Annotated in this window: 23 protein-coding genes and 1 riboswitch; of the genes, 9 read left to right on the plus strand and 14 right to left on the minus strand. The window is 72.4% G+C overall.

Going from position 1 to position 22,138, the window contains the following annotated elements; all coding sequences use genetic code 11:
- Window positions 1-11: 11 nt before the first annotated feature.
- Entirely contained in the window at window positions 12-971 is a 960-nt protein-coding gene (locus tag ACFVXG_RS08765; protein WP_387925626.1) for a hypothetical protein, read from the minus strand.
- Window positions 968-1,351, minus strand: a complete 384-nt coding sequence (locus tag ACFVXG_RS08770; RefSeq protein WP_387925627.1) for a PadR family transcriptional regulator — start codon at window positions 1,349-1,351, stop codon at window positions 968-970. Before ACFVXG_RS08770 ends, ACFVXG_RS08765 begins: the two co-directional genes overlap by 4 nt.
- A gap of 64 nt (window positions 1,352-1,415) precedes the next feature.
- Between ACFVXG_RS08770 and ACFVXG_RS08775 the strand changes: the two genes are divergently transcribed.
- A complete protein-coding gene (locus tag ACFVXG_RS08775; RefSeq protein ID WP_387925629.1) occupies window positions 1,416-2,048 on the plus strand; it encodes a hypothetical protein in 633 nt (210 codons plus the stop codon).
- Here ACFVXG_RS08775 and ACFVXG_RS08780 read toward each other — a convergent pair.
- The 5 genes from ACFVXG_RS08780 to thrC all read right to left on the minus strand — a co-directional run bounded on the left by ACFVXG_RS08780 (window position 2,045) and on the right by thrC (window position 6,855).
- The gene (locus ACFVXG_RS08780) at window positions 2,045-2,401 is read right to left on the minus strand and encodes a hypothetical protein (protein ID WP_387925630.1); all 357 of its coding nucleotides are present in this window, start codon (window positions 2,399-2,401) and stop codon (window positions 2,045-2,047) included. The genes ACFVXG_RS08775 and ACFVXG_RS08780 overlap by 4 nt on opposite strands.
- A gap of 129 nt (window positions 2,402-2,530) precedes the next feature.
- Entirely contained in the window at window positions 2,531-4,153 is a 1,623-nt protein-coding gene (gene groL / locus ACFVXG_RS08785) for a chaperonin GroEL (protein WP_387925632.1), read from the minus strand.
- 333 nt (window positions 4,154-4,486) lie between these two features.
- Entirely contained in the window at window positions 4,487-4,690 is a 204-nt protein-coding gene (locus tag ACFVXG_RS08790; protein WP_030289665.1) for a cold-shock protein, read from the minus strand.
- A 553-nt stretch (window positions 4,691-5,243) separates the two neighbouring features.
- On the minus strand, window positions 5,244-5,522 hold the full coding sequence (locus tag ACFVXG_RS08795) for a ubiquitin-like small modifier protein 1 (RefSeq protein WP_387925633.1): 279 nt from the start codon (window positions 5,520-5,522) through the stop codon (window positions 5,244-5,246).
- Window positions 5,523-5,547: 25 nt separating this feature from the next.
- Window positions 5,548-6,855: a threonine synthase gene (gene thrC / locus ACFVXG_RS08800; protein ID WP_387925635.1), complete on the minus strand. Its 1,308-nt coding sequence runs from the start codon at window positions 6,853-6,855 to the stop codon at window positions 5,548-5,550.
- Between the two features lie 16 nt (window positions 6,856-6,871).
- Window positions 6,872-7,007: riboswitch (SAM riboswitch) on the minus strand.
- Window positions 7,008-7,150: 143 nt separating this feature from the next.
- Between thrC and ACFVXG_RS08805 the strand changes: the two genes are divergently transcribed.
- A complete protein-coding gene (locus tag ACFVXG_RS08805) occupies window positions 7,151-8,161 on the plus strand; it encodes a glucosyl-3-phosphoglycerate synthase (protein ID WP_387925637.1) in 1,011 nt (336 codons plus the stop codon).
- Between the two features lie 38 nt (window positions 8,162-8,199).
- Window positions 8,200-9,666, plus strand: coding sequence for a trehalose-6-phosphate synthase (locus ACFVXG_RS08810; protein ID WP_387925639.1), 1,467 nt, complete (start codon window positions 8,200-8,202; stop codon window positions 9,664-9,666).
- Here the strand turns inward: ACFVXG_RS08810 and otsB are convergent.
- Together otsB and ACFVXG_RS08820 are read right to left on the minus strand one after the other, a co-directional pair.
- Window positions 9,653-10,492 (minus strand): trehalose-phosphatase, encoded by an 840-nt coding sequence (gene otsB, locus ACFVXG_RS08815; RefSeq protein ID WP_387925641.1) that lies wholly within the window; start codon window positions 10,490-10,492, stop codon window positions 9,653-9,655. The genes ACFVXG_RS08810 and otsB overlap by 14 nt on opposite strands.
- A gap of 149 nt (window positions 10,493-10,641) precedes the next feature.
- Window positions 10,642-10,869, minus strand: coding sequence for a DUF3263 domain-containing protein (locus ACFVXG_RS08820; RefSeq protein WP_350510489.1), 228 nt, complete (start codon window positions 10,867-10,869; stop codon window positions 10,642-10,644).
- A 122-nt stretch (window positions 10,870-10,991) separates the two neighbouring features.
- On the opposite strand from ACFVXG_RS08820, the gene ACFVXG_RS08825 reads away from it, so the two are divergent.
- Complete coding sequence (locus ACFVXG_RS08825; RefSeq protein WP_387925643.1) at window positions 10,992-11,342, plus strand: cupin domain-containing protein; 351 nt, start codon at window positions 10,992-10,994, stop codon at window positions 11,340-11,342.
- Between the two features lie 23 nt (window positions 11,343-11,365).
- Here the strand turns inward: ACFVXG_RS08825 and ACFVXG_RS08830 are convergent, their stop codons facing one another.
- Window positions 11,366-12,604, minus strand: a complete 1,239-nt coding sequence (locus ACFVXG_RS08830) for an extracellular solute-binding protein (RefSeq protein WP_387925645.1) — start codon at window positions 12,602-12,604, stop codon at window positions 11,366-11,368.
- Window positions 12,605-12,986: 382 nt separating this feature from the next.
- On the opposite strand from ACFVXG_RS08830, the gene ACFVXG_RS08835 reads away from it, so the two are divergent.
- Together ACFVXG_RS08835 and nagA are read left to right on the plus strand one after the other, a co-directional pair.
- Window positions 12,987-13,946: an ROK family protein gene (locus tag ACFVXG_RS08835; RefSeq protein ID WP_387925646.1), complete on the plus strand. Its 960-nt coding sequence runs from the start codon at window positions 12,987-12,989 to the stop codon at window positions 13,944-13,946.
- Entirely contained in the window at window positions 13,943-15,151 is a 1,209-nt protein-coding gene (gene nagA, locus ACFVXG_RS08840) for an N-acetylglucosamine-6-phosphate deacetylase (protein ID WP_387925648.1), read from the plus strand. Before ACFVXG_RS08835 ends, nagA begins: the two co-directional genes overlap by 4 nt.
- 63 nt (window positions 15,152-15,214) lie before the next feature.
- On the opposite strand, the gene ACFVXG_RS08845 is transcribed toward nagA, so the two are convergent.
- Both ACFVXG_RS08845 and ACFVXG_RS08850 read right to left on the minus strand, forming a co-directional pair.
- Window positions 15,215-16,204: a carbohydrate-binding protein gene (locus tag ACFVXG_RS08845; protein ID WP_387925650.1), complete on the minus strand. Its 990-nt coding sequence runs from the start codon at window positions 16,202-16,204 to the stop codon at window positions 15,215-15,217.
- Window positions 16,205-16,372: 168 nt separating this feature from the next.
- Window positions 16,373-18,169, minus strand: coding sequence for a diguanylate cyclase domain-containing protein (locus ACFVXG_RS08850; RefSeq protein ID WP_387925652.1), 1,797 nt, complete (start codon window positions 18,167-18,169; stop codon window positions 16,373-16,375).
- Window positions 18,170-18,537: 368 nt separating this feature from the next.
- Here ACFVXG_RS08850 and ACFVXG_RS08855 point away from each other — a divergent pair, with 368 nt between their 5' ends.
- On the plus strand, window positions 18,538-19,065 hold the full coding sequence (locus ACFVXG_RS08855) for a flavin reductase family protein (RefSeq protein WP_387925654.1): 528 nt from the start codon (window positions 18,538-18,540) through the stop codon (window positions 19,063-19,065).
- 37 nt (window positions 19,066-19,102) lie between these two features.
- Here the strand turns inward: ACFVXG_RS08855 and arfB are convergent, their stop codons facing one another.
- On the minus strand, window positions 19,103-19,534 hold the full coding sequence (gene arfB / locus ACFVXG_RS08860; protein WP_350509214.1) for an alternative ribosome rescue aminoacyl-tRNA hydrolase ArfB: 432 nt from the start codon (window positions 19,532-19,534) through the stop codon (window positions 19,103-19,105).
- Window positions 19,535-19,602: 68 nt separating this feature from the next.
- Between arfB and ACFVXG_RS08865 the strand changes: the two genes are divergently transcribed.
- Together ACFVXG_RS08865 and ACFVXG_RS08870 are read left to right on the plus strand one after the other, a co-directional pair.
- On the plus strand, window positions 19,603-20,100 hold the full coding sequence (locus ACFVXG_RS08865; RefSeq protein WP_387925656.1) for a hypothetical protein: 498 nt from the start codon (window positions 19,603-19,605) through the stop codon (window positions 20,098-20,100).
- A gap of 145 nt (window positions 20,101-20,245) precedes the next feature.
- The gene (locus tag ACFVXG_RS08870; RefSeq protein ID WP_387925658.1) at window positions 20,246-20,821 is read left to right on the plus strand and encodes a TerD family protein; all 576 of its coding nucleotides are present in this window, start codon (window positions 20,246-20,248) and stop codon (window positions 20,819-20,821) included.
- A gap of 71 nt (window positions 20,822-20,892) precedes the next feature.
- Here ACFVXG_RS08870 and ACFVXG_RS08875 read toward each other — a convergent pair whose 3' ends face one another.
- Window positions 20,893-22,065: a hypothetical protein gene (locus ACFVXG_RS08875; RefSeq protein WP_387925660.1), complete on the minus strand. Its 1,173-nt coding sequence runs from the start codon at window positions 22,063-22,065 to the stop codon at window positions 20,893-20,895.
- Window positions 22,066-22,138 lie beyond the last annotated feature (73 nt).

The raw sequence follows: 22,138 nt of genomic DNA on the forward strand, positions 1-22,138 counted from the left end.
GGTGGAGCCGGTCACAGCCGTCCCGGCACCATCCCGAAGGACTCCTGCCGACCGAACCGCCGCTCCGCCAGCGCCACCAGGACCAGCACGGCCAGCACCGGCACCGCCACCGGCAGCAGGTGCGAGATCCCGCGGGACTCCCGCCAGATGTTGAAGACGCTGCCGGGCCCGGTCAGCACCAGCATCGCCAGCCCGACCGCCGCCGGCCCCATCCGCCCGCGCAAGCCGGCGAGGGTCAGCAGCATCGGGGCGATCAGCAGCACCACGAACCACTGGAGGTCCAGCGAGAAGGTCGTGTCGTCCCAGTTCTGGACCGCCTGGAGCAGCCCGCCGACGACCGCCGAGACCAGCACCAGCCCGGCGGTCCGCAGGTTCGGCCGGGGCAGCAGGTCGGTCGGCGCGGCGACCAGCAGCAGCGCGGCCGCCACGAACGGCAGCGTGGCCATCCCGATGTAGCCGACCCACCAGACGTCGAAGGACTCCGGCCGCCAGACGGCCAGGCCCAGGTCGTACAGCCCGACGGCGCCCAGGAGCAGCGCGGTGACCCGGACGGCCGTCCACCGCCCCAGCAGGGCCGCCACCCCGAGCAGCAGCGCGGCCGCCGGCGGGGCGAAGGCCCGGACGTGGTTCCCGAACGAGTCGTCCCAGGCGAGCCACCTGGTGGTCCGCTCCAGGGTGGCCACCCAGGGCACCATGGTGGCCCCGACCACCGCACCGGCGATCATCGGCGCCACCAGCGCGAGCAGCCGTCCGACCGCCGACCCGCCGGTCAGCCCGAGCCGCACCCGCAGCCCGTACGCCGCCAGGCCGAGCACCTCCCGGGCGACCGCGGCGCGGCTGCCCGCGGCCGTCGTGTCGGCGAACACCTCGGCCAGTTCCTCGCCGCGCTCGCGGCGGTACCGCGCCGGGTAGAGCTGCAGCGCTGCCCGCAGCAGCCCCGAGGACGTCGGACCGATCACCGGCATGGTCATGAGAGTCCTCCCCCCGCGGCGGGCCGCCCCTGGGACCCGGTCTTCCCCGGCAGCATCGACCGGATCTTCGTCAGCCGGCGCTCGGCCTCGGTGGCGACCGCCCGCAGGCGCCCGGCCTCGGCGGCCAGGGCGGCCCGGCCGTCGTCGGTCAGCGCGTAGCTGCGCCGGGCCCGGCCGTCCACGACCTCCTCGGCGGCCACCTCGATCAGGCCCTGGGTCAGCAGCCGGTCGAGCGCGCCGTAGAGCGTGCCGGTGCGCATCTTGACCCGGCCGTCCGAGATCGCGGCGATCTCCTGGATGAGCGCGTAGCCGTGCCTCGGGGCGTCCGCCAGCGCGGTGAGCAGAAGCAGCGTCGGCTCCTGCATGGAGCGTTCTGTCATACACCTACATATATCGTTGAACGGCACATCCCGTCCACCGGGACGACCCGCCACAATGTGCCCCATGCCGACCGAGGACCTGCTCACCGCCTGGACCGCCCTGCTGCACCGCTGTGGCGCCACCGACGACCCCGAACCGTACGGCCGGGAGCTGCTGCGCCGCTGGTCGGCGCCGGACCGCCGCTACCACACCACCGAGCACCTGCGCGCGGTCCTGCGCCACGTCGACGAGCTCGCCGGGCACGCCGCCGACCCCGACACCGTCCGGCTCGCCGCCTGGTTCCACGACGCCGTGTACCGCCCCGACCGCACCGAGAACGAGGAGCGCAGCGCCGCCCTCGCCGTCCGCGCGCTGACCGCCATCGGCCTGCCCGCCGGTCGGGTCGCCGAGGTGGAACGCCTGGTCCTGCTCACCGTCGCCCACGACCCGGCCCCCGGCGACCGCGACGGCGGGGTGCTCTGCGACGCCGACCTCGCCGTCCTCGGCGGCGCCCCCGAGGCCTACGCGGCGTACGCGGCCGCCGTCCGGGAGGAGTACGCCTTCGTCCCCGAGCCGGACTTCCGCACCGGCCGGGCCGCCGTCCTGCGCCACCTCCTGGCACTCCCGGCCCTCTACCGCACCCCCGCCGCCCACGGCCGCCTCGCCGCGGCCGCCCGCACCAACCTCACCACCGAACTCCAAACACTGGAGGACTAGCCCAGCTCCCCCACCGACGCCACCACGGCCCCCTGCTTGCCGCACACCCAGTGCGGCTCCGGCCCCAACTCGGGCTCCACGCCGAGCGCGTGCGGGTCCCCGTCGGCCGCGCAGGCACCGCACAGCGGCCACCGCCCGTACGCCTCCAGCAGCGCGTCCTGGACGTCCTGGGCGACCAGCCCGAGCACGTAGTCGGTGCCGTCCGGCCACTGCTCCAGCCACCACCGGCGGTGGGTGACGGCCTGCTCCACCAGCGAGACGACGGCGGCGTCCGCCACGTCCCGCGCGGTGAGGTCGGCCAGGATCAGGGCCCGGGCGTTGTGCAGGGCGGTCTCGATGTCGTCGGAAGCCATCCGTCCATTCTCCGCGGCCCGCCCACGGGTTCAAAACGGCCCGACGCCGAAACGCCGCGTGGGCGGCCCCCCGAAGGGAACCGCCCACGCGGACGAGGATCAGCCGATCCGATCGGAGTCCGATCAGGATCAGAAGTCCATGTCACCGCCCGGCATGCCGCCGCCGGCGGCCGCGGCGGCCTTCTCCGGCTTGTCGGCGATGACGGCCTCGGTGGTGAGGAACAGCGCCGCGATGGAGGCGGCGTTCTGCAGCGCGGAGCGGGTGACCTTGGCCGGGTCGATGATGCCCTCGGCGATCAGGTCGACGTAGGTGTTGGTGGCGGCGTTCAGGCCCCAACCGGCCTGCAGGTTGCGCACCTTCTCCACCACGACGCCGCCCTCGAGGCCGGCGTTGGTCGCGATCTGCTTGATCGGGGCCTCCAGCGCCACGCGGACGATGTTGGCACCGGTGGCCTCGTCGCCCTCCAGCTCCAGCTTGTCGAAGGCGACACCGGCCTGCAGCAGCGCGACGCCACCACCGGCGACGATGCCCTCCTCGACGGCGGCCTTGGCGTTGCGGACGGCGTCCTCGATGCGGTGCTTGCGCTCCTTGAGCTCCACCTCGGTGGCCGCGCCGGCCTTGATGACGGCCACGCCGCCGGCCAGCTTGGCGAGGCGCTCCTGGAGCTTCTCGCGGTCGTAGTCCGAGTCGCTGTTCTCGATCTCGGCACGGATCTGGTTCACGCGACCGGCGACCTGGTCGCTGTCGCCGCCACCGTCGACGATGGTGGTCTCGTCCTTGGTGATGACCACCTTGCGGGCGGTGCCCAGCAGGTCGATGCCGGCGTTCTCCAGCTTGAGGCCGACCTCCTCGGAGATCACGGTGCCACCGGTGAGGATGGCGATGTCGCCGAGCATGGCCTTGCGGCGGTCGCCGAAGCCCGGGGCCTTGACGGCGACGGACTTGAAGGTGCCGCGGATCTTGTTCACGACCAGGGTCGACAGGGCCTCGCCCTCGACGTCCTCGGCGATGATGACGAGCGGCTTGCCGCTCTGCATGACCTTCTCCAGCAGCGGGAGCAGGTCCTTGACCGAGCCGATCTTGGAGTTGGCGATGAGGATGTACGGGTCCTCGAACGTCGCCTCCATGCGCTCCAGGTCGGTGGCGAAGTAGGCGGAGATGTAGCCCTTGTCGAAGCGCATGCCCTCGGTGAGCTCGAGCTCCAGACCGAAGGTGTTGCTCTCCTCGACGGTGATGACGCCTTCCTTGCCGACCTTGTCCATGGCCTCGGCGATGAGCTCGCCGATCTGGGTGTCAGCGGCGGAGATGGAGGCGGTGGAGGCGATCTGCTCCTTGGTCTCCACGTCCTTGGCCTGGGCCAGCAGCTGGTCCGAGACGGCGGCGACGGCCTTCTCGATGCCGCGCTTCAGGGCCATCGGGTTGGCGCCGGCGGCGACGTTGCGCAGACCCTCGCGAACCAGGGCCTGGGCGAGCACGGTGGCGGTGGTGGTGCCGTCACCCGCGACGTCGTCCGTCTTCTTGGCGACCTCCTTGACGAGCTCCGCACCGATCTTCTCGTACGGGTCCTCGAGCTCGATCTCCTTGGCGATGGAGACACCGTCGTTGGTGATCGTGGGGGCGCCCCACTTCTTCTCCAGCACGACGTTGCGGCCCTTGGGGCCGAGCGTGACCTTCACTGCGTCGGCGAGCTGGTTCATGCCACGCTCAAGGCCGCGGCGAGCTTCCTCATCAAAGGCGATGATCTTGGCCATCAGAAGTGGTCCTCCGGGACACGGTCGACTGCTCGGACCAAGGGGTGCCCGCGACGGACGGCCCTGGTGTGCGGAGGTCCATTCCCCTGCCGCTCCCGGGGGCCTCACCGACCCGGTCCGCTGTCACTCTCACACTGTGAGTGCTAACGCCAATGATTAGCACTCCGGGTGGTCGAGTGCAAGCCCAATAGCCAACCCGCGAGCCGCCGTCCGCCCCCGCCCGGCCCGCCCCGGGAACGCCGACGGGCCCGTACGACGCGTGTCGTACGGGCCCGTCGAGAAGCGAGTGGTCACCAGCCGTGGGCCGCGCCGAGCTCCTGGGTTCGGAAGGGGTCAGACCGCCGCGCGGACCATGTCCGCCTGCGGGCCCTTCTGTCCCTGGGAGATCTCGAACTCGACCCGCTGGCCCTCCTCGAGGGTGCGGTAGCCGTCCATCTGGATCGCGCTGTAGTGGACGAAGACGTCCGCACCACCGTCGACCGCGATGAAGCCGTAGCCCTTCTCCGCGTTGAACCACTTGACGGTGCCCTGAGCCATTCCGAACTCCCCTAGTGCTGTGCTGGCCCTTCACGGTCCCGCAGGTCGCGGGCCCGGGTCTGGTTTTGAAGGCCGGCCCGGGGAACCCCCCCTGAGCGCAGCCGTGCACGCCGCAATCCGCCGCAACGGGGGCGCCGGACGGCTTCCGTGAGCGGTTGATTACGTCGACCGCCGCTGAATGTATCCGGACCGACGCCCTCTGCAACAGGGTCAACCGCCGGGAATTCCATAGGCCCGTCAAGAGACAAGAGCGAACAAACCGGAAGAAACTCGGCATTCCGCGCGGGGCATAGCGGACGAATTACCCAAATGCCCGCAGGAATTCTGACATCTGCCTGACATGTTTCACGGCCCCGGCCCGCAACCGGTCCCAGCAGCCGGACGACCTCCGGTGAAGCACCCCGTGCGCCGGAAGGGGAACCCTGTTCCCAGCAGAGCCACACTCTACTCCGACTTGACCGGGAAATATTCCCGCCGAAATGCAAGCGGCCGCCCGCACGTACGGAATTCCAGTCTCCGTACGTGCGGGCGGCCGGGAAGCGGACCGGACGGTTCAGCAGCCGCCGGCCACCGCCGGAATGATCGAAACGCCGGCGCCGTCCTTGATCTCGGTCTCCAGGCCCTCGGCGAACCGCACGTCGTCGTCGTTCACGTACACGTTGACGAAGCGGCGCAGCTTGCCGGTGTCGTCCAGGATGCGGGCCGCGATGCCGGCGTGGTTCTGCTCCAGGTCGGCGATCACCTCGGCCAGGGTGGCCCCCTCGGCGGTCACCTCGGCCGCGCCGCCGGTGTAGGTGCGCAGGATGGTGGGGATGCGGACGTTGGCGCTCATGGCTCTCCTAGCGGGGGTGGGTGGTTCAGGCGGACGCGAGGCCGGCGGCGTGGAAGGAGTCCAGCGTCGGGCGGATGACGGCGGTCATGCCCGCCTCGGAGACGGCGTCCAGCGTCTTGAGGCCGTCCCCGGTGTTGATCGCGACGGTCTCCTTGGACGGGTCCAGCTGACCGGTCTCGACCAGCTTCTTCAGCACGCCGACGGTCACCCCGCCCGCGGTCTCCGCGAAGATCCCCTCGGTCCGGGCCAGCAGCCGGATCGCCGCCACGACCTCCGCGTCCGTCACGTCCTCCACCGCGCCGCCCGTCCGGCGGGCGATGTCCAGCACGTACGGGCCGTCCGCCGGGTTGCCGATCGCCAGCGACTTGGCGATGGTGTCCGGCTTGACCGGCTTGATCACGTCACGGCCGGCCTTGAACGCCGCCGACACCGGCGAGCAGCCCTCCGCCTGGGCGCCGAAGATCCGGTACGGCCGGTCCTCCACCAGACCCAGCTTGATCAGCTCCTGCAGCCCCTTGTCGATCTTCGTCAGCTGCGAGCCCGAGGCGATCGGAATGACGATCTGCTCCGGCAGCCGCCAGCCGAGCTGCTCGCAGATCTCGTACGCCAGCGTCTTGGAGCCCTCGCCGTAGTACGGCCGCAGGTTGACGTTGACGAAGCCCCAGCCCTCGCCGGCCGGGTCCCCGATCAGCTCCGAGCAGAACCGGTTCACGTCGTCGTAGTTGCCCTCGATGCCGACCAGCTCGCCGCCGTACACCCCGGCCATCACGACCTTGCCCTGCTCCAGGTCGTGCGGGATGAACACGCAGGAGCGGAACCCGGCCCGGGCCGCCGCCGCACCCACCGCACCGGCCAGGTTGCCGGTCGAGGAGCAGGACAACGTGGTGTACCCGAACGCCCGGGCCGCCTCGATCGCGCAGGCCACCACCCGGTCCTTGAACGAGTGCGTCGGGTTGCCCGAGTCGTCCTTGACGTGCAGCTGCGCGGTGAACCCGAGCTCACGGCCCAGGTTGTCCGCCTTCACCAGCGGGGTCCACCCGGGGTTGAGGTTCGGCTTGGACGCGACGTCGGTCGGCACCGGCAGCAGCGGCGCGTACCGCCAGATGGACGCCGGACCGGACTCGATCCGCTTGCGCAGCTCCTCGGCGCGCTCGCTGCCGAACTCGTAGGCGATCTCCAGCGGCCCGAAGCACTCCAGGCAGGCGAAGCTGGGGCCGAGCGGGAAGCGGGTTCCGCACTCCCGACAGGACAGGGCGGCGGCGGGGCCGAGGTCGACCGTTGGGGGTACCCCCGGCCGAAGGCTGGGGGAGGGTGCGGCGGTGTCGATAGCCATGATGGCGAGGCCTCTCTCCTCATCTTCCCCGCGGCGCGGTCGCGCCACAGGCCGGAATTGGCACCTGTCCCGCCGGGGCCTGTCGACGACAGCCGCGCGAGAAGGTTGCCGGGACGTCAACGGGCCGTTCCCTCAGTCCCTCTGGATGAGCATGTGAAGTTATGGTTCAGCGGCGACCCCGGCGTGCAAAGGTCCGACCGCTGTACGAAGACTGTATCCGAAGGCGTCCACCCCGAAAGGGACCGTCCGCCAAGCGAGATGGCCCGTTCCACCGATCCCGCCGAGGAGAGTCACCGTGCCCGCCGAACCGACCCCCGCACTTCTCCCGCAGGCGGCGTCCTGGCTCCGCCGCCGCTCGTGGAGCGCGGCCGAACGGCCGGTCGACGCCCTCCTCGCCGCCAAGCGGCGCACCCACCAGACGGTCAGCGTGGTCCTCCCCGCCCTCGACGAGGAGGCCACCGTCGGCGACATCGTCCGCACCGTCCGGCGCGAGCTCATGGACCGGATCCCGCTCGTCGACGAACTCGTCGTGGTCGACTCCGGCTCCACCGACGCCACCGCCGCCGTCGCCGCCGAGGCCGGCGCCCGGGTGGAACACCGCGACCGGATCCTCCCCCGGCTGCCCGCCGTCCCCGGCAAGGGCGAGGTGCTCTGGCGCTCCCTGCTGGTCACCCACGGCGACATCGTCTGCTTCGTCGACGCCGACCTGCGCGAGTTCGACCCGGCCTTCGTCTCCGGCATCGTCGGCCCGCTGCTCACCGAACCCGACATCCACCTGGTCAAGGCCATGTACGACCGCCCCCTGGAGACGGAGAGCGGCGCGATCGTCCCGGCCGGCGGCGGCCGGGTCACCGAACTCGTCGCCCGCCCCCTGCTCAACCTCCACTGGCCGGAACTCGCCGGCTTCGTCCAGCCCCTCGGCGGCGAGTACGCGGCCCGCCGCTCACTGCTCGAACGGCTGCCCTTCCCCACCGGCTACGGCGTCGAACTCGGCCTGCTCGTCGACGCCCTCGAACAGGTCGGCCTGGACGCCCTGGCCCAGGTCGACGTCGGCGTCCGGCACCACCGCCACCAGGACGGCCAAGCCCTCGGCCGGATGGCCGCCACCATCTACCGCACCGCCCTCGAACGCCTCGACCGCACCCACCGCCTCAAGGCCTCCGCCGACCTCGTCCACCCCCACCTCACCCAGTTCACCCGCACCCCGGCCGGCGGAACCCCCATCTTCACCGCCCACACCCACCCCGTGACGGCCCTGGAACGCCCCCCGATGCACACCGTCCCCGAATACTCCACCCGTCATTGACGGGTTTGCCGCCCCGACCCCCCGGCAACATCCCAACCATGGGCGATCTCACGACCGAACGTTCGAGTGCGACCGGAACCGCCCCCGTCCTGGTGGCCTCCAACCGGGGACCGGTGTCCTTCAGCACCGCCGACGACGGCACGCTGACCCTGCGCCGCGGCGGCGGAGGCCTGGTCTCCGGCCTGTCCGCGATCGACGACCCCACCGCCGTCTGGGTCTGCGCCGCACTGGGCGACGCCGACCGCAGAGCCGCCCGGGAAGCCCCCGACGGCCGCCTCGACCTCGCCGGGCACGAGGTCGGCGGCCAGGCCGTACGGATGCTCGACATCGACCCGGAGACCTTCGCCCGCGCCTACAACGGCGTCGCCAACTCCACCCTCTGGTTCATCCACCACCTGCTCTACGCGACCCCCACCGCGCCCTCCTTCGACGCCGACTTCCGCACCGAATGGGCCGCCTACCAGGCCTACAACGCCGCCTTCTCGGCCGCCCTGGCCGCCGAAGCCGCCCCGGAAGCCGCCGTCCTGGTCCAGGACTACCACCTGTCCCTCACCCCGGCCCTGCTCCGCGCGGCCCGCCCCGACCTACGGATCGGCCACTTCTCCCACACCCCGTGGGCCCCGCCCGAGTACTACCGGCTGCTCCCCGACGACGTCGCCCGGGCCGTCCTGACCGGCATCCTCGGCGCCGACCGGGCCGGCTTCCTCACCGAACGCTGGGCCCGCGCCTTCGCCGCCTGCTGCGAAGACCTCCTCGGCGCCACCTTCGACCCCGAGAACCTCACCGTCACCCTCAACGGCCGCACCACCCACCTCGGCGTCCACGCCCTCGGGGCCGACGCCGACTTCCTGCGCGAACGCGCCCACCGCCCCGACGTCGACGAACGCCTCGCCGCCCTCAGGACCGCCGTCGGCGACCGCCGCACCATCGTCCGGGTCGACCGCACCGAGCTGAGCAAGAACATCGTCCGCGGCCTCCAGGCCTACCGGCACCTGCTCCGCACCCGCCCCGAGTGGCACGACCGGGTGGTCCACATCGCCTTCGCCTACCCGTCCCGCACCGACCTCGCCGAATACCGCGCCTACACCGCCGCCGTACAGGACCTCGCAGCCGCCATCAACGCCGAATTCGCCACCCCCACCTGGCAGCCCCTGATCCTGCACGTCAACGACGACTTCCCGCGCAGCCTCGCCGCCTACCGCCTCGCCGACGTGGCCCTCGTCAACCCGATCCGGGACGGCATGAACCTGGTCGCCAAGGAGGTCCCGGTGGTCTCCGACCACGGCTGCGCCCTCGTCCTCTCCCGCGAGGCCGGCGCCCACACCGAACTCGGCGACGACGCCCTCACCGTCAACCCGTACGACGTCATCGCCACCGCCGAAGCCCTGCACACCGGCCTCACCATGAGCCCCGGGGAACGCGCCGACCGCACCAAGCGCCTCGCCGCCGCGGCCACCGCCCTCCCCCCGCAGCAGTGGTTCCTCGACCAGCTCAACGCCCTGTAAGGACCTCCCCCAGATCCCCCAACAGCTCCACCACACCCTCGGGCCCGTCGACCACCAGATCCGCCCGCTCGGCCAGCTCCCGCACCGGCGCGTCCCCCACCGCGCCGCTGCACACGAGCACGCCCGCGAGCCCCTCGCCCCGCAGCTTCTCGACCGCCGCGAAGGCCGCGACGTCCCCCAGGTCGTCCCCCGCGTACAGCACGGCCCGCGCCCCGCGCTCCCGCAGGAACCCCGTCAGCGCCGCCCCCTTGTCCACCCCCGGCGGCCGCAGCTCCAGCACCAGCCTCCCGGGCTCCACCACCAGCCCGTGCTCCGCCGCCAACTCCCCCACCGGCCCGCGCAACAGCTCCAACACCCGATCCGGCTCCGCCGTCCGCCGGGTGTGCACGGCCACCGAGCGCCCCTTGTCCTCCACCCACGTCCCCCCGGGCGCCCCCACCCGCTCCAACACCCCCGGCAACGCCCCCCGCACCGCGGCCACCCCCGGATGCACCTCGGGCGCCGAGACCTCACCCCCCTCCCACCGCTCAGCCCCGTAATGCCCGAGCACCACCACCCCGGGAAGCCCCGCCAACCCCCCGTACTCGACCGCCAAAGCCGCCGGCCGCCCAGTGATCACCACCACGGCCCCCACCCTCCCCGTCAGCACCCCCAAGGCACCCCGCACCCCCGGATGCGCCCGGGCCTGCGAAGGATCCGCAACGATCGGCGCCAACGTCCCGTCGAAGTCCAGAGCGACCACAGCATCCCCAGGCGCCGCAAGGATCCCCCGAAGCCCATCCCGCCCAGCCCCGGTCACCGGCACCCACTTCTCGTCAAATCCCATGCCGTGCCCATACCCCCAAACCCCGCACCAACCCACCCACAGCAACCACCCCCCACCCCCACCCCCCACCAAGGCGAGAGGGACGCGCCCCCGGCCTCACCCACCCTCCCGAGAGCCCACCCCCACACCCAAGCCCCGCGCAGCGGCTCTCACCGAGCCCCCCGCCGCCCCTCCCGCACCCGCCGCAACCGATTCACCAACACCGGCGCGAACGCCAGCGCCTCCTCCCGGTCCAACAACCCGTTCAGCACCTGGTAGTACCGCGTAGAGGAGAGCCCCAACTCCTCCCGGATCGCCCGCTCCTTGGCCCCCGCTGTCCGCCACTGCCGCCCCTCCAGCGCCAGCACCGCCCGGTCCCGCTCACTCAGCTCGCCCAGCTCGCCCACCGCACACCACCTCCGCACATCCCCCCACGGACCTACGAAGTGTCATTCTCGGACGTACCCCCGACACACTCTGCCCCCCACCCCGGTGCCCCCGCCCGACTAGCGTCACCCCCATGACCACGCCGAGCTTCGCCGTCCACATCCCCACCACCGACCTCGACCCCGAGCCCCTCGACCCGTCCCAGATCGTCTCCGGCACCCCCGAGGTCACCGGCAAGGTCCTCGCCGAGTCCCCCGACGGCCGCCAGCTGCGCGGCATCTGGCAGATCACCCCGGGCGTGGTCACCGACGTCGAGGCCGACGAGATGTTCGTGGTGCTGAGCGGCCGGGCCACCATCGAGATCGAAGGCGGCCCGACCCTGTCCGTCGGCCCCGGCGACTGCGCCGTCCTGCGCGAGGGCGACCGCACCACCTGGACGGTCCACGAGACCCTCCGCAAGGCCTACGCGATCACGCTCCCCTAAAAAGACCCCCCGCCCCGGGGGCCCTACTGCTTCCGGACCCGCGCCGCTTCCTTCATCGCCGCATCCTGCAACCCCTGCAGCACCTGCTTCGGCTCCCCGGTCACCGCCTGCCCGATCCCGGTCTTGATCCGGTTGCTGACCTCACCCCAGGCCGGGTCCCCGAACGGGTAGAAGCTCGCATTGGTCAGCCCGACCGCGAACTGCTTGAGGTCCTCGTGCTTGGGGTCCGAGGACATCTGGCTGAACGCGTCCTGGGTCACCGGCAGCAGGTTGTACTGCTCGTCGAACTTGAGCTGGTAGTCCTTCGTGTAGACGAAGGACAGGAACTTCTTGATCTCGTTCTTGTGCCCGTTCGCCTTGAACGCCATCATCCAGTCCGCGACGCCGAGGCTCCCGGTCCTCCCCACGCCGTCCTTCTTCGGGATGGCCGCCGTACCGAAGTCGACCTTCCCGGCGGACGCCATCCGCAGCAGGGTCGGGTGCCCGTTGAGCATCGCGACCTTCCCCGAGGCGAAGTCCTGGAACACCGGCGTGCGGTTCATCTTGCCCGGGTCCGAGTACGTCAGCCCGGTGCTGACCAGGTTGTTCTTCAGCCAGCTGAAGGTCGCCTGGTTCTGGTCGCTGTCGATGGTGTAGTTGCCGACGTCGTCCGAGAGCGAGCCGCCCCCGCTCAGCGTCCACAGCATGGACTCGGCCGGCGCCTCCTCGGGCCCCAGCGGGAGCCCGTACGGGGTCACCCCCGGCACCTTGGCCTTGATCTTCTCCGCCGCGGCCCGCAGTTCGTTCCAGGTGGTGGGCGGCTGCGTGATCCCCGCCTGCCGGAAGATCGCCTTGTTGTAGAAGAGCACCCGCGAGGACGACACGAACGGGATCCCGTACTGGGTGCCCAGCACCTGCCCGGCGTGCGAGAAGTTGTCCATGAACTTGGCCTGGGTGTCCATCGAGAGGACGTCCGCCGCCGGGTACAGCCGGTCGGCCGCGACCTGTTCGGCGAAGCCGCCGGTCTGCAGCAGGTCGGGCGACTTCCCGGCCGCGATCATGTCGTCGACCTTCTTGCCGATGTCGGTCCAGCTGTCCACCTCGACCTGGACCTTGATACCGGGGTTGGCCGCCTCGAAGGCCTTGGAGACCTCGTCCCAGTAGTGCTTGGAGCTGGTCTCGACGTTCTCCCCGTAGTCCGCGGCGACCAGTTTGAGGGTGACCTGCCCGTCGCCCTGCCCGCTGCACGCGCTGACCGTGGTGAGCACCAGTGCTCCGGCCAACGCCGTACCGAGCACACGGAGGGAAACGTGGGCGCGCCTGTCCAACGCGGGTACCGCCTTCAAAAAGAACTACAGCCGGACGAGGGAATCCGGCAGGGGGGAGCGCCACACTCCCAAACCGCTCGCCCATTGGTCCACACCACTCGCCCCCGTCCGTCGAGTAGTTACCGAAGTGCCCTGGTTCATTGCACGATGCGCAACAACCGGCGCACGAAGCCCCTCACCCCGACTCCCCCGCCCAAGCCCGCCCGAAGCCCCACCCAACGCCCCACCCAAAGCCCCGCACACCCCCGCACCCGAGACAAAGCTCACCCAGTATGGACCAGACCAATCCGACAACTGGACTAGACCTCTTCGACCCGACCAAGGGAAACTGTCCCCCGTGAAGCACGTCATCGCACTCGATGTAGGCGGCACCGGCATGAAGGCCGCGCTGCTCGCCCAGGACGGCTCCGTGCTGTTCGAAGCACGCCGACCGACCGGGCGGGAACACGGCACCGACGCCGTCGTCGCCGCCATCCTCGACTTCGCCGCCGACCTGGCCGACGAGGGCCGCGCCCGCTTCGGCCTCGCCCCGTCGGCGGCCGGCGTGGCCGTCCCCGGCACGATCGACGAGAAGAACGGGATCGCGGTCTTCTCCGCCAACCTCGGCTGGCGCGACCTCCCGCTGCGCAAGCTGCTCGGCGAGCGCCTGGCCGACACCGCCGGAGGCACCCGCGGCCCCGCGATGCCGGTCGCCCTCGGCCACGACGTGCGGTCGGGCGGCCTCGCCGAGGGCCGGCTCGGCGCCGGCCACGGCGTCGACCGCTTCCTGTTCATCGCCCTCGGCACCGGCATCGCCGGCGCCATCGGCATCGACGGCCGGATCGAGGCCGGCGCCCACGGCTACGGCGGCGAGATCGGCCACGTCGTGGTCCGCCCCGGCGGCCCCCAGTGCGGCTGCGGCGCCCGCGGCTGCCTGGAGACGCTGGCCTCCGCCTCCGCCGTCTCCCGCGCCTGGGCCGAGGCCAGCGGCGACCCCGACGCCGACGCGGCATCCTGCGCCGCCGCGGTGGACGCCGGGGACGACCGCGCCAGTGCGGTCTGGAAGGCCGCGGTCGACGCCCTGGCCGACGGCATCGTGCTGGCCCAGAGCCTGCTCGACCCGTCCACGGTGATCGTCGGCGGCGGGCTGGCCGAGGCCGGCGACACGCTCTTCACACCGCTGCGCGCGGCGGTCACCGAGCGCCTGACCTTCCAGATGCCCCCGAAGGTCGTACCCGCCATGCTCAAAGACACCGCCGCGTCCCTGGGCGCCGGCCTGCTCGCCTGGGACCTGCTCTCGATGGAGGTGACCGCGTGACCACCGCGGACCGTGACCGTACTGCCCTGTCCGGCGCCCGGCTCGTCCTGCCCGGCGGCGTCGTCGACGGCGACCGCCTGACCGTCGAGGGCACCCGGATCGCAGCCATCACGAGCGGAGCGAACCGCGGGACGAACGGCGGGCAGCCCGAACCCGGCGACCTCGACCTGACCGGCCACACCGTCGTCCCCGGCTTCGTCGACCTGCACGTCCACGGCGGCGGCGGCGCCTCCTACGCCTCCGGCATCGCCGAGGAAGCCCTGCTCGCCGCCCGCACCCACCTCGAACACGGCACCACCACCACCGTCGCCTCCACCGTCACCGGCGAGATCGACGACCTCACCCGCCAGGCCGCCGTCCTCTCCGAACTCGTCGAGGACGCCACCCTCGCCGGCATCCACTTCGAGGGCCCCTTCATCTCCCACAACCGCTGCGGCGCCCACCGCCCCGACCTGCTGCGCGACCCCGACCCCGCCCTGGTCCGCAAACTCGTCGACGCCGCCCGCGGCCACGCCAAGATGCTCACCCTCGCCCCCGAACTCCCCGGCGGCCTCGACTCCGTACGCATGCTCGCCGACCTCGGCATCATCGCCGCCGTCGGCCACACCGACTCCGACTACGCCACCACCCTCGAAGCCATCGAAGCCGGCGCCACCGTCGCCACCCACCTCTTCAACGCCATGCCCGGCATCGCCCACCGCGCCCCCGGCCCCATCGTCGCCCTCCTCGAGGACGAACGCGTCACCGTCGAACTCATCAACGACGGCGTCCACCTCCACCCCTCCGTCCTCGACCTCGCCTACGGCACCGCCGGCCCCAGCCGCGTCGCCCTGATCACCGACGCCATGGGCGCCGCCGGCATGGGCGACGGCCTCTACCCCCTCGGCCCCCTCCAGGTCCGCGTCGAGAACGGCGTCGCCCGGCTGGTCGAGGGCGGCGCGATCGCCGGCTCCACCCTCACCCTGGACGTGGCCTTCAAGCGCTCGGTGACCGTGAACGGCCTGACCCTCGCCCAGACCGTCGAGTCGCTCTGCGCCACCCCGGCCCGGCTGCTCGGCCTCGCCGACTCGATCGGCTCGCTGGAGGCCGGCAAGCTCGCCGACCTGGTCGTGGTCGACTCCGAGAGCTACGACCTGGTCGCCGTGATGCGCCGCGGCCGCTGGGTCCTCGGCGGCGACAGGTTCCCCACCGTCAAGTCCGTCTGAGCAACGGCAACGGCCGCCCCTCCCCGACGGGGACGGGCGGCCGTTTCACACCACGGACCAGCCTCAGCTGCTCGGCTCGACGGTGATCTGGTCGATCAGGATCGGCCCGGAGGGCACCGTGAAGGTGACCGAGTTCGCCCCGGCCTGGAACTGCGGCAGTATCCAGGTCGTGTACCAGGACGACGCCGGGTCCTTGCCGGGCGAGTAGTTCTTGTACGTCAGCCCGTTCGGCCAGTCCTTGCCGTTGACCGAGGCCGCGCCCTTCACGTCCCCGCCGGCGTTGTTGAAGTGCACCGTGAGCTTGTACGTCCCGGCCGCGGCGACCTGACCGTTCCAGGTCACCGAGCCGCCCTGCTGGAGCGTCAGGTAGCTGCCGTCGGCCGACTTGGCGCCCTTGACGCTGTTGCCGGACGGCGCGTTCTGCCCCTGGAGCTGGCCGGCGTCCACGGTCGCCGGGCCGGCCGAGACGGTGGCGCTCGCCGAGGGCGAGGCCGTCCCAGTGGTGGCGGAGGTCGCCGGGGTGCTCGGGGCGGGCGGGGCGGCGGTCGTGGTGCCGCCCTTGGCGCCCTTGTCGCCCTCCGGGTCACCGGTGGAGAGCGCGATCCCGGCACCGATCGCGATCGCCGCGACCACGGCGACCGCGCCGATCACCGCACCCTTGCTCCGGCCGCTGCTCGGCCGCTCGTCCCCCGGCTGCGGCCGGGAGTGCTCGGCGTAGCGGGTCTGCTGGGCGGGCGTGCCGTACTCGGCCTGTTGCGGGAGGCCGGGCTGGCCGTACTGGCCCTGCGGGGGCATCCCCTGCTGGCCGTACGGCGGCTGCGCCGGGCCGGGCTGGCCGTAGGGCGGCTGCTGGGCGCGCGGCGGCTGGCCGTACTGCGCCCGGCCGACCTCCATCGGCCGGTTGTACGACGTGCGGGGAACTCCCTGCTGCGGCTCGGCCGGCTGTCCGGCGGAGCCGTCGGCCGGGCGGTAGAGGTAGCCGAACGGGTCGTCGTCCTGCGGGGCACCGCCCCCCTGGCCCTCGGGCAATCCGTTGTCGCCGGCGGTCGTCACGGTGGTCTGTCCCCCATCCGGTGTGCGCCGCGCGCGGGCGGCGCAGATCATGGACGCTGTCGTACCGGGCACCCTACCTGCCCTACCTGACAGCAGGAAAAGAACCCTTGACAACCCGTGGGTAACCTGCGCGTTCCCGGGCGCCCGGGCCGCCCCGCGAGCCCGCCGTCAGCCCGCCCGCCGGTGCGAGCGCTCGCCGCGCGCCCCGCGCACCGCGCCGCCCCGGGCCCGCTTCTCGTCGTACATCCGCTCGTCCGCGGTGTGCAGCACCTCCTCGATGCTCATCCCGCAGCCGGCCCAGCCGATCCCGAGGCTCACCCCGACCCGCATCGCCCGGCCGTCGATCCGCATCGGCGGAATGATCGCGTTGCGCAGCCGGTGGGCCAGGTCCTTGGCCTCCTCGCGGCCGATCCCGTCGGCCAGCACCACGAACTCGTCGCCGCCCAGCCGGGCCACCGTGTCGCCGTCCCGGACCGCCCCGCTCAGCCGCCGGGCGACCTCGACCAGCACCGAGTCGCCCGCGTTGTGCCCGAACCGGTCGTTGATCGACTTGAAGCCGTCCAGGTCGCAGAAGAGCACCGCCAGCCCCTTCTCGGCCGGCGCCGCCGGACCGGAGCGGAACGGCGCGGACCAGGCCTCGCCGCCGGGCCCGAACTCGGCGGGCACCACGGCGTGCACGTGCTCCCCGTAGCCCGCGCCGAGGCCGGGCAGCGGCCCGCCCTCCAGCAGCCCGTAGCCGTGCACCGGCCCGGCGTACGGGTCCACGCCCTCCAGGCCCTCGTACGCCGTGTGCGCACTGTAGGAGTCGGCCGGGTAGGCGTACGGCTGCGGGCAGCCGACCTCGGCGGTCAGCGCGCCGGCGGCGGCGCCGACCGGCTGCGGCTCGGCGCAGAGCCGGCGGGCCAGCCGGGCCTTGAGCTCGGCGCCGTTGGGCAGGCCGGTGAGCGCGTCGTGGCTGGCCCGGTGGGCGAGCTGGAGCTCGTGGCGCTTGCGGTCCTCGATGTCCTCGACGTGGGTGAGCAGGAAGCTCGGGCCCTCGGCCGCGTCCGCCACGATCGAGTTGCGCAGGCAGACCCACTGGTAGCCGCCGTCCCGCCGGGACAGCCTCAGTTCCGCCCGGCCGCTCTCGGCGCTGGTGCGTTCCAACAGGGCCCGGTCCTCGGGGTGCACGAGATCGGCGAAGCTCTGCTGGCGCAGCACCGCGCGGGGGCGGCCGAGCAGTCGACAGAGCGCGTCGTTGACCCTGGTCAGCTGGCCGCGCCCGGCGCCGTGCAGTTCGGTGATGGCCATCCCGCTGGGCGCGTACTCGAAGGCCTGCCGGAAGCTCTCCTCGCTGGCCCGCAGGGCCTGCTGCTCCTTCTCCAGCCGGGCCAGCGCGCGCTGCATCTCGGCCCGCAGCCGGGCGTTGCCGATCGCGATGGAGGCCTGCAGCGAGAACATCTCCAGGGCTTCGCGGGTCCACGCCCCGGGCCGCTTGCCGCTGCGCGGGCGGTCCACCGAGAGCACGCCGAGCAGGTCGCCGCCGGCGCTGTACATCGGGGCGAGCAGTCCGTCGGCGGGGTGCCAGTCGTTGGCGTAGACGGGCAGCGGGCTGTCCCCGATCCAGCGCGGGATGTCGCTGGCGACGGCCCAGCCGCGGTCGTACGGCAGGAAGCGCAGGGTGCCCCAGTGGTCGCTGACGCCGAGCAGCCGGTCCCAGGACTCCCGTGAGCCGACCTGGCCGAGCAGCACCGAGGGCCCGCCCATCGGGCTCTCCTCCAGCTCCCAGACGGCCGCCACCACGAGGTCGCCGTCCGGCCGGACCAGGCTGACCGCAGCGGCGTCGAAGCCGAGTCCGTGCACCGCGCCCTCGACGACGGCCTGCAGCGTGCCCGCCAGGCTGCGGGCAGCGTTGAGGTCCGCCACGACCCGGTGCAAGGTGCGGAGGGTCGCGAGACGGACGTACGGCTCCGACTCGGCTTCCATGCGGGGGCTCCCCGGCTGCTTCGGATAGTTCTTGATTGGTTATCGTCCGATTGCCAGAAGAACTGAATCACAGGGAGCACAGCGTTCGGCACGCTCGGTCAGCAATAGGCCACCACTTGTGACTTAAATCACACGACACTAATGCGTCCTTAATCAGTTCATCCGCCCCATAGCGGGACAAAAACCGCTATCGGATCATTTCCGGTGGTCGACCGCACCGACTGCGGGCTGAAGCCGACTGCACCGACCGGTACCCCCCGCTTCACCCCTGGGAGTGACCGGACCCCACGCCGCGAGCGGCCTGCGGCGGTGGTCCTACGACCACGGCCCGATGCCGTCACCCGCGGGCGGCGGCTACCGTGCGGTACGTGTACCCGTCCCCGCAGCCCGAAGCTGCCCCCCACGCCACGCCCGACGAGTTCCGGGCAGCCCTCTCCCAGCTCGCCGCCGGCGTGAGCCTGGTGACCGTCCACGACGAGGAGGACGGCGAGGACGTCGGCATGACCGCCACGTCCTTCCTCTCGGTCTCGCTGGACCCGCCGCTGGTGCTGGTCTCGGTCCGCGAGGACTCCCGGATGGACGAGGTGCTCTCCCGGAACGACACCTGGGCGGTCTCGGTGCTCACCGAGGGGCAGAAGGCGCTCGGCTCCCGCTTCGCCATGAAGGGCCGACTCAGCGACCGGCTGCTGTTCGCGGAGACCGCGCACCACCGCGGCGCCCACACCGGCGCCCCGCTGATCGAGGGCGCGCTGGCCACCGTCGAGTGCCGCACCGAGCAGCGGATACCCGCGGGCGACCACATCCTGCTGATCGGCCGCGTCCTGGAAGCCGTCGTCCCCACCCCCGGCGGCCGCCCGCTGCTCTACTTCCGCGGCGGCTACCGCACGCTGGGCTGAAACGGTTCGGCGGGCCGGGAACGACCGGCGGGCGGGACTACTCGCCCCGCTGCAGCCGCCGCCCCTGCTTGAGCTCGGACCGGTGCCGCTTGTTCTCCAGCCGCCGCTCGACCATCCCCCGGCTGGGCCGGGTCGCCCGGCGGGCCTTCGGCGGCGGCGCGCACGCCTCGCTCAGCACCGCCGCCAGCCGCACCGCGGCCGCCTCCCGGTTGCGCCACTGGGAACGGAACTCCGAGGCCTGGACCACCAGCACCCGGCCGTCCACCAGCCGGTTGGCCAGCCGCTCCAGGGCACGCGTGCGCCACACCTCGGGCAGCGCCTTGGACGCGGCCAGGTCGAAGCGCAGCTCCGCCTTGGAGTCGGACGTGTTGACGTGCTGGCCACCGGGGCCGGAGGAACGCGAGAAGCGCCAGACGAGCTCGGCGTCGGGGACGACCACCGACCCCCGTACGCGGATGGGCTCGGACATGCCGCCATCATCCCGCGCCGGGCCCACTGGGGTCACCCGGTTATCCGCACCCACTCACACCCCCGACAATGGCCTACGTGATCGAGCTCGGCTACTCCCTCTCCAACCGCTTCCCCGACCCCCCGCAGACCGACTACCGCACCGCCCCCGTGCGCGCCCTGCGGTACGACCTGTTCTGCGGCGACGTCTACCTGGACGCCGAGGGCGCCGAACTCTCCACCCGCTGGGGCTGGGTCCCGGTGCTGGACTTCGCCTGGGCGCTCTGCGACATCGTCGAGGAGCTCGACCGGGACCCGGACGGCTCCCGCGCCGCCCGGGTGCAGACCGCCGACCTCGACTTCACCCAGAACACCGAGCTGCTGCGCTTCGCCCGCCGCTTCAACTGGGTCGAGGTCACCGCGACATGGCTGCGGGACGAGCCGCCCGCCGTGATCCGGCACAGCGAGCTGCGGCGCGAGGCCCGGGACTTCCTCCAGGACACCCTCGCCGACCTGTTCGACATGCACCCGGACCTGGCCGACAACCCGAACATCTGGACGCTGCAGGGCCGGTTCCCCCGGATCTGACACCCGGGTCCGACCGGACCGGCCAACGCATTGCCCGTCCTTTGCCCGGCTTTGACGTCCGCGAAGAATTCACGGGTTCTCCGGAACCAAGCCCACCGACTGTCGCGTTGTCCCGGGAAAAGCGAACGAAGGGACTGCAATCGCCATGCCAGTGAGCCTCTCCAAGGGTGGCAACGTCTCGCTGACCAAGGAGGCCCCCGGCCTGTCCGCGGTCAGCATCGGCCTGGGCTGGGACACCCGCACCACCACCGGCGCCGAATTCGACCTCGACGCCAGCGCGATCGTCCTGAACGCGGACGGCAAGGTGCTGTCCAACGCGCACTTCGTCTTCTTCAACAACACCAGCACGCCGGACAACACCGTCGTGCACACCGGTGACAACCGGACCGGCGAGGGCGCGGGCGACGACGAGTCCATCAACGTCAACCTGGCCGGCCTGCCCGCCGAGGCCACCAAGATCACCTTCCCGGTCACCATCTACGACGGCACCGCCCGCGGCCAGAACTTCGGCCAGGTCCGCAACGCCTACATCCGCGTGGTGAACGCGACCGGCGGCGCCGAGATCGCCCGGTACGACCTCTCCGAGGACGCCGCCACCGAGACCGCGATGATCTTCGGCGAGCTCTACCGCAACAACGGCGAGTGGAAGTTCCGCGCGGTCGGCCAGGGCTACGCCTCCGGCCTGGCCGGCATCGCCCAGGACTTCGGCGTCCAGATCTGACGCAGCACGGGCACCAACGCCGAGGGGCGGGAAGTCGGTCGACTTCCCGCCCCTCCGCGCTCCCGGGCCGCTCAGCGCGAGGCGCGCAGCTCCGGCAGCTCGATCAGCTCGGTCTCCTCTTCGGGCGTCAGGTCCACCACGGTCGGCCCGTCCGACTCGGCGCCGCCGACCCGCACCGACTGCTCCGGGCGCTCGGACGTCGCGTCCGCGCCGACCGCCGCGGCCTCCTGCGCCTCGGCCTTCGCCTTCGCGGCGACCGCCTCGTCGCCCACCACGTCCGCCAGGTCCGCGCGCTCCCCCAGCTCGGCGACGCTGCCCACCGCCGGCGCCGGAGCCGCCGCCCGGACCGCCGCACCCGGGCCGCGGCCGAAGAAGCTGAAACCCTGCCCGCGCGCCTGCCCGGACTGCACCGGACGCGGCCGCTGACGCTCCGCCGGCGCCGGCACGGCGGCCGGGGCACCCGGCGCCCCGCCCAGCTGACCGACCGTCGCGGTCAGCGCCGGGCGCAGCGGCGTGGGCTGCACCGGGGTGCGGCCGGACGGCGCCTGCGCCGGGGTGGGCACCGAGGGCGCCACCGGGGCGGGCACGGACACCGGCACCGGGGCGGCCGCAGCGGTGGCGGCGGAGGGAGCAGTCGAAGTGGCCGGAGCCGTCCGCGCCCGCAGCGCGACCTCCGCGCCCGCCGTGCGCTCCCGCTGCGCCTCCTGCTCGGCGGCGCGCCGCTCCAGCAGCCGCAGCACGGACGCGGCGCGGACGAACGCGGCGGGGCTGGCCGGGTACTTGGGGCGGCTCGCGGCGAGCGCCCGCTGGGCCGCCTCGGCCTCCTTGAGCGCCTGCTCGGCGACCGCCACGGCCCGCTCCCGGAGCAGCCGGGCGATCTCGGTCTCGGCCTTCGCGAGCCGCGACTTCTCCGCGGTCAGTCGGCGGCCGAAGCGGGTGGCCCGCTCCTCGGCGACCTCGGCCGCGTACTCGGCCTCGGCGAGCTGCTCCTCGAACCGCTCCTCGGCCCGCAGCCGCTGCGCCGCGGACATCTCGGCGGCGGCCCGGGCGGCCTTGTCGCGCTGCCGCAGCAGCACGGCGAAGCCGAGCGTCGCGATCAGTGCGGCGACGCCCACCGAGCGCACCAGGATGGTGTCCTGACTGAAAAGCAGAGCGGCCAGTGCGGCGACCAGCAGTACGCCGGCGGCGGTGGGGGGAAAGACCCGGCCGAGGACGGAGGAATGACGGTGGCGTCCGCGAGACATGCCAAGAAACTAGCGTGCGAATTGGGGCCGTGTCAGCCCAGGGTCCCCTTCCACCCTTGACACTGGGCATTTT

Origin of the sequence: Kitasatospora sp. NPDC058162, assembly GCF_042884005.1 — a bacterium.
Lineage (GTDB): Bacteria > Actinomycetota > Actinomycetes > Streptomycetales > Streptomycetaceae > Kitasatospora.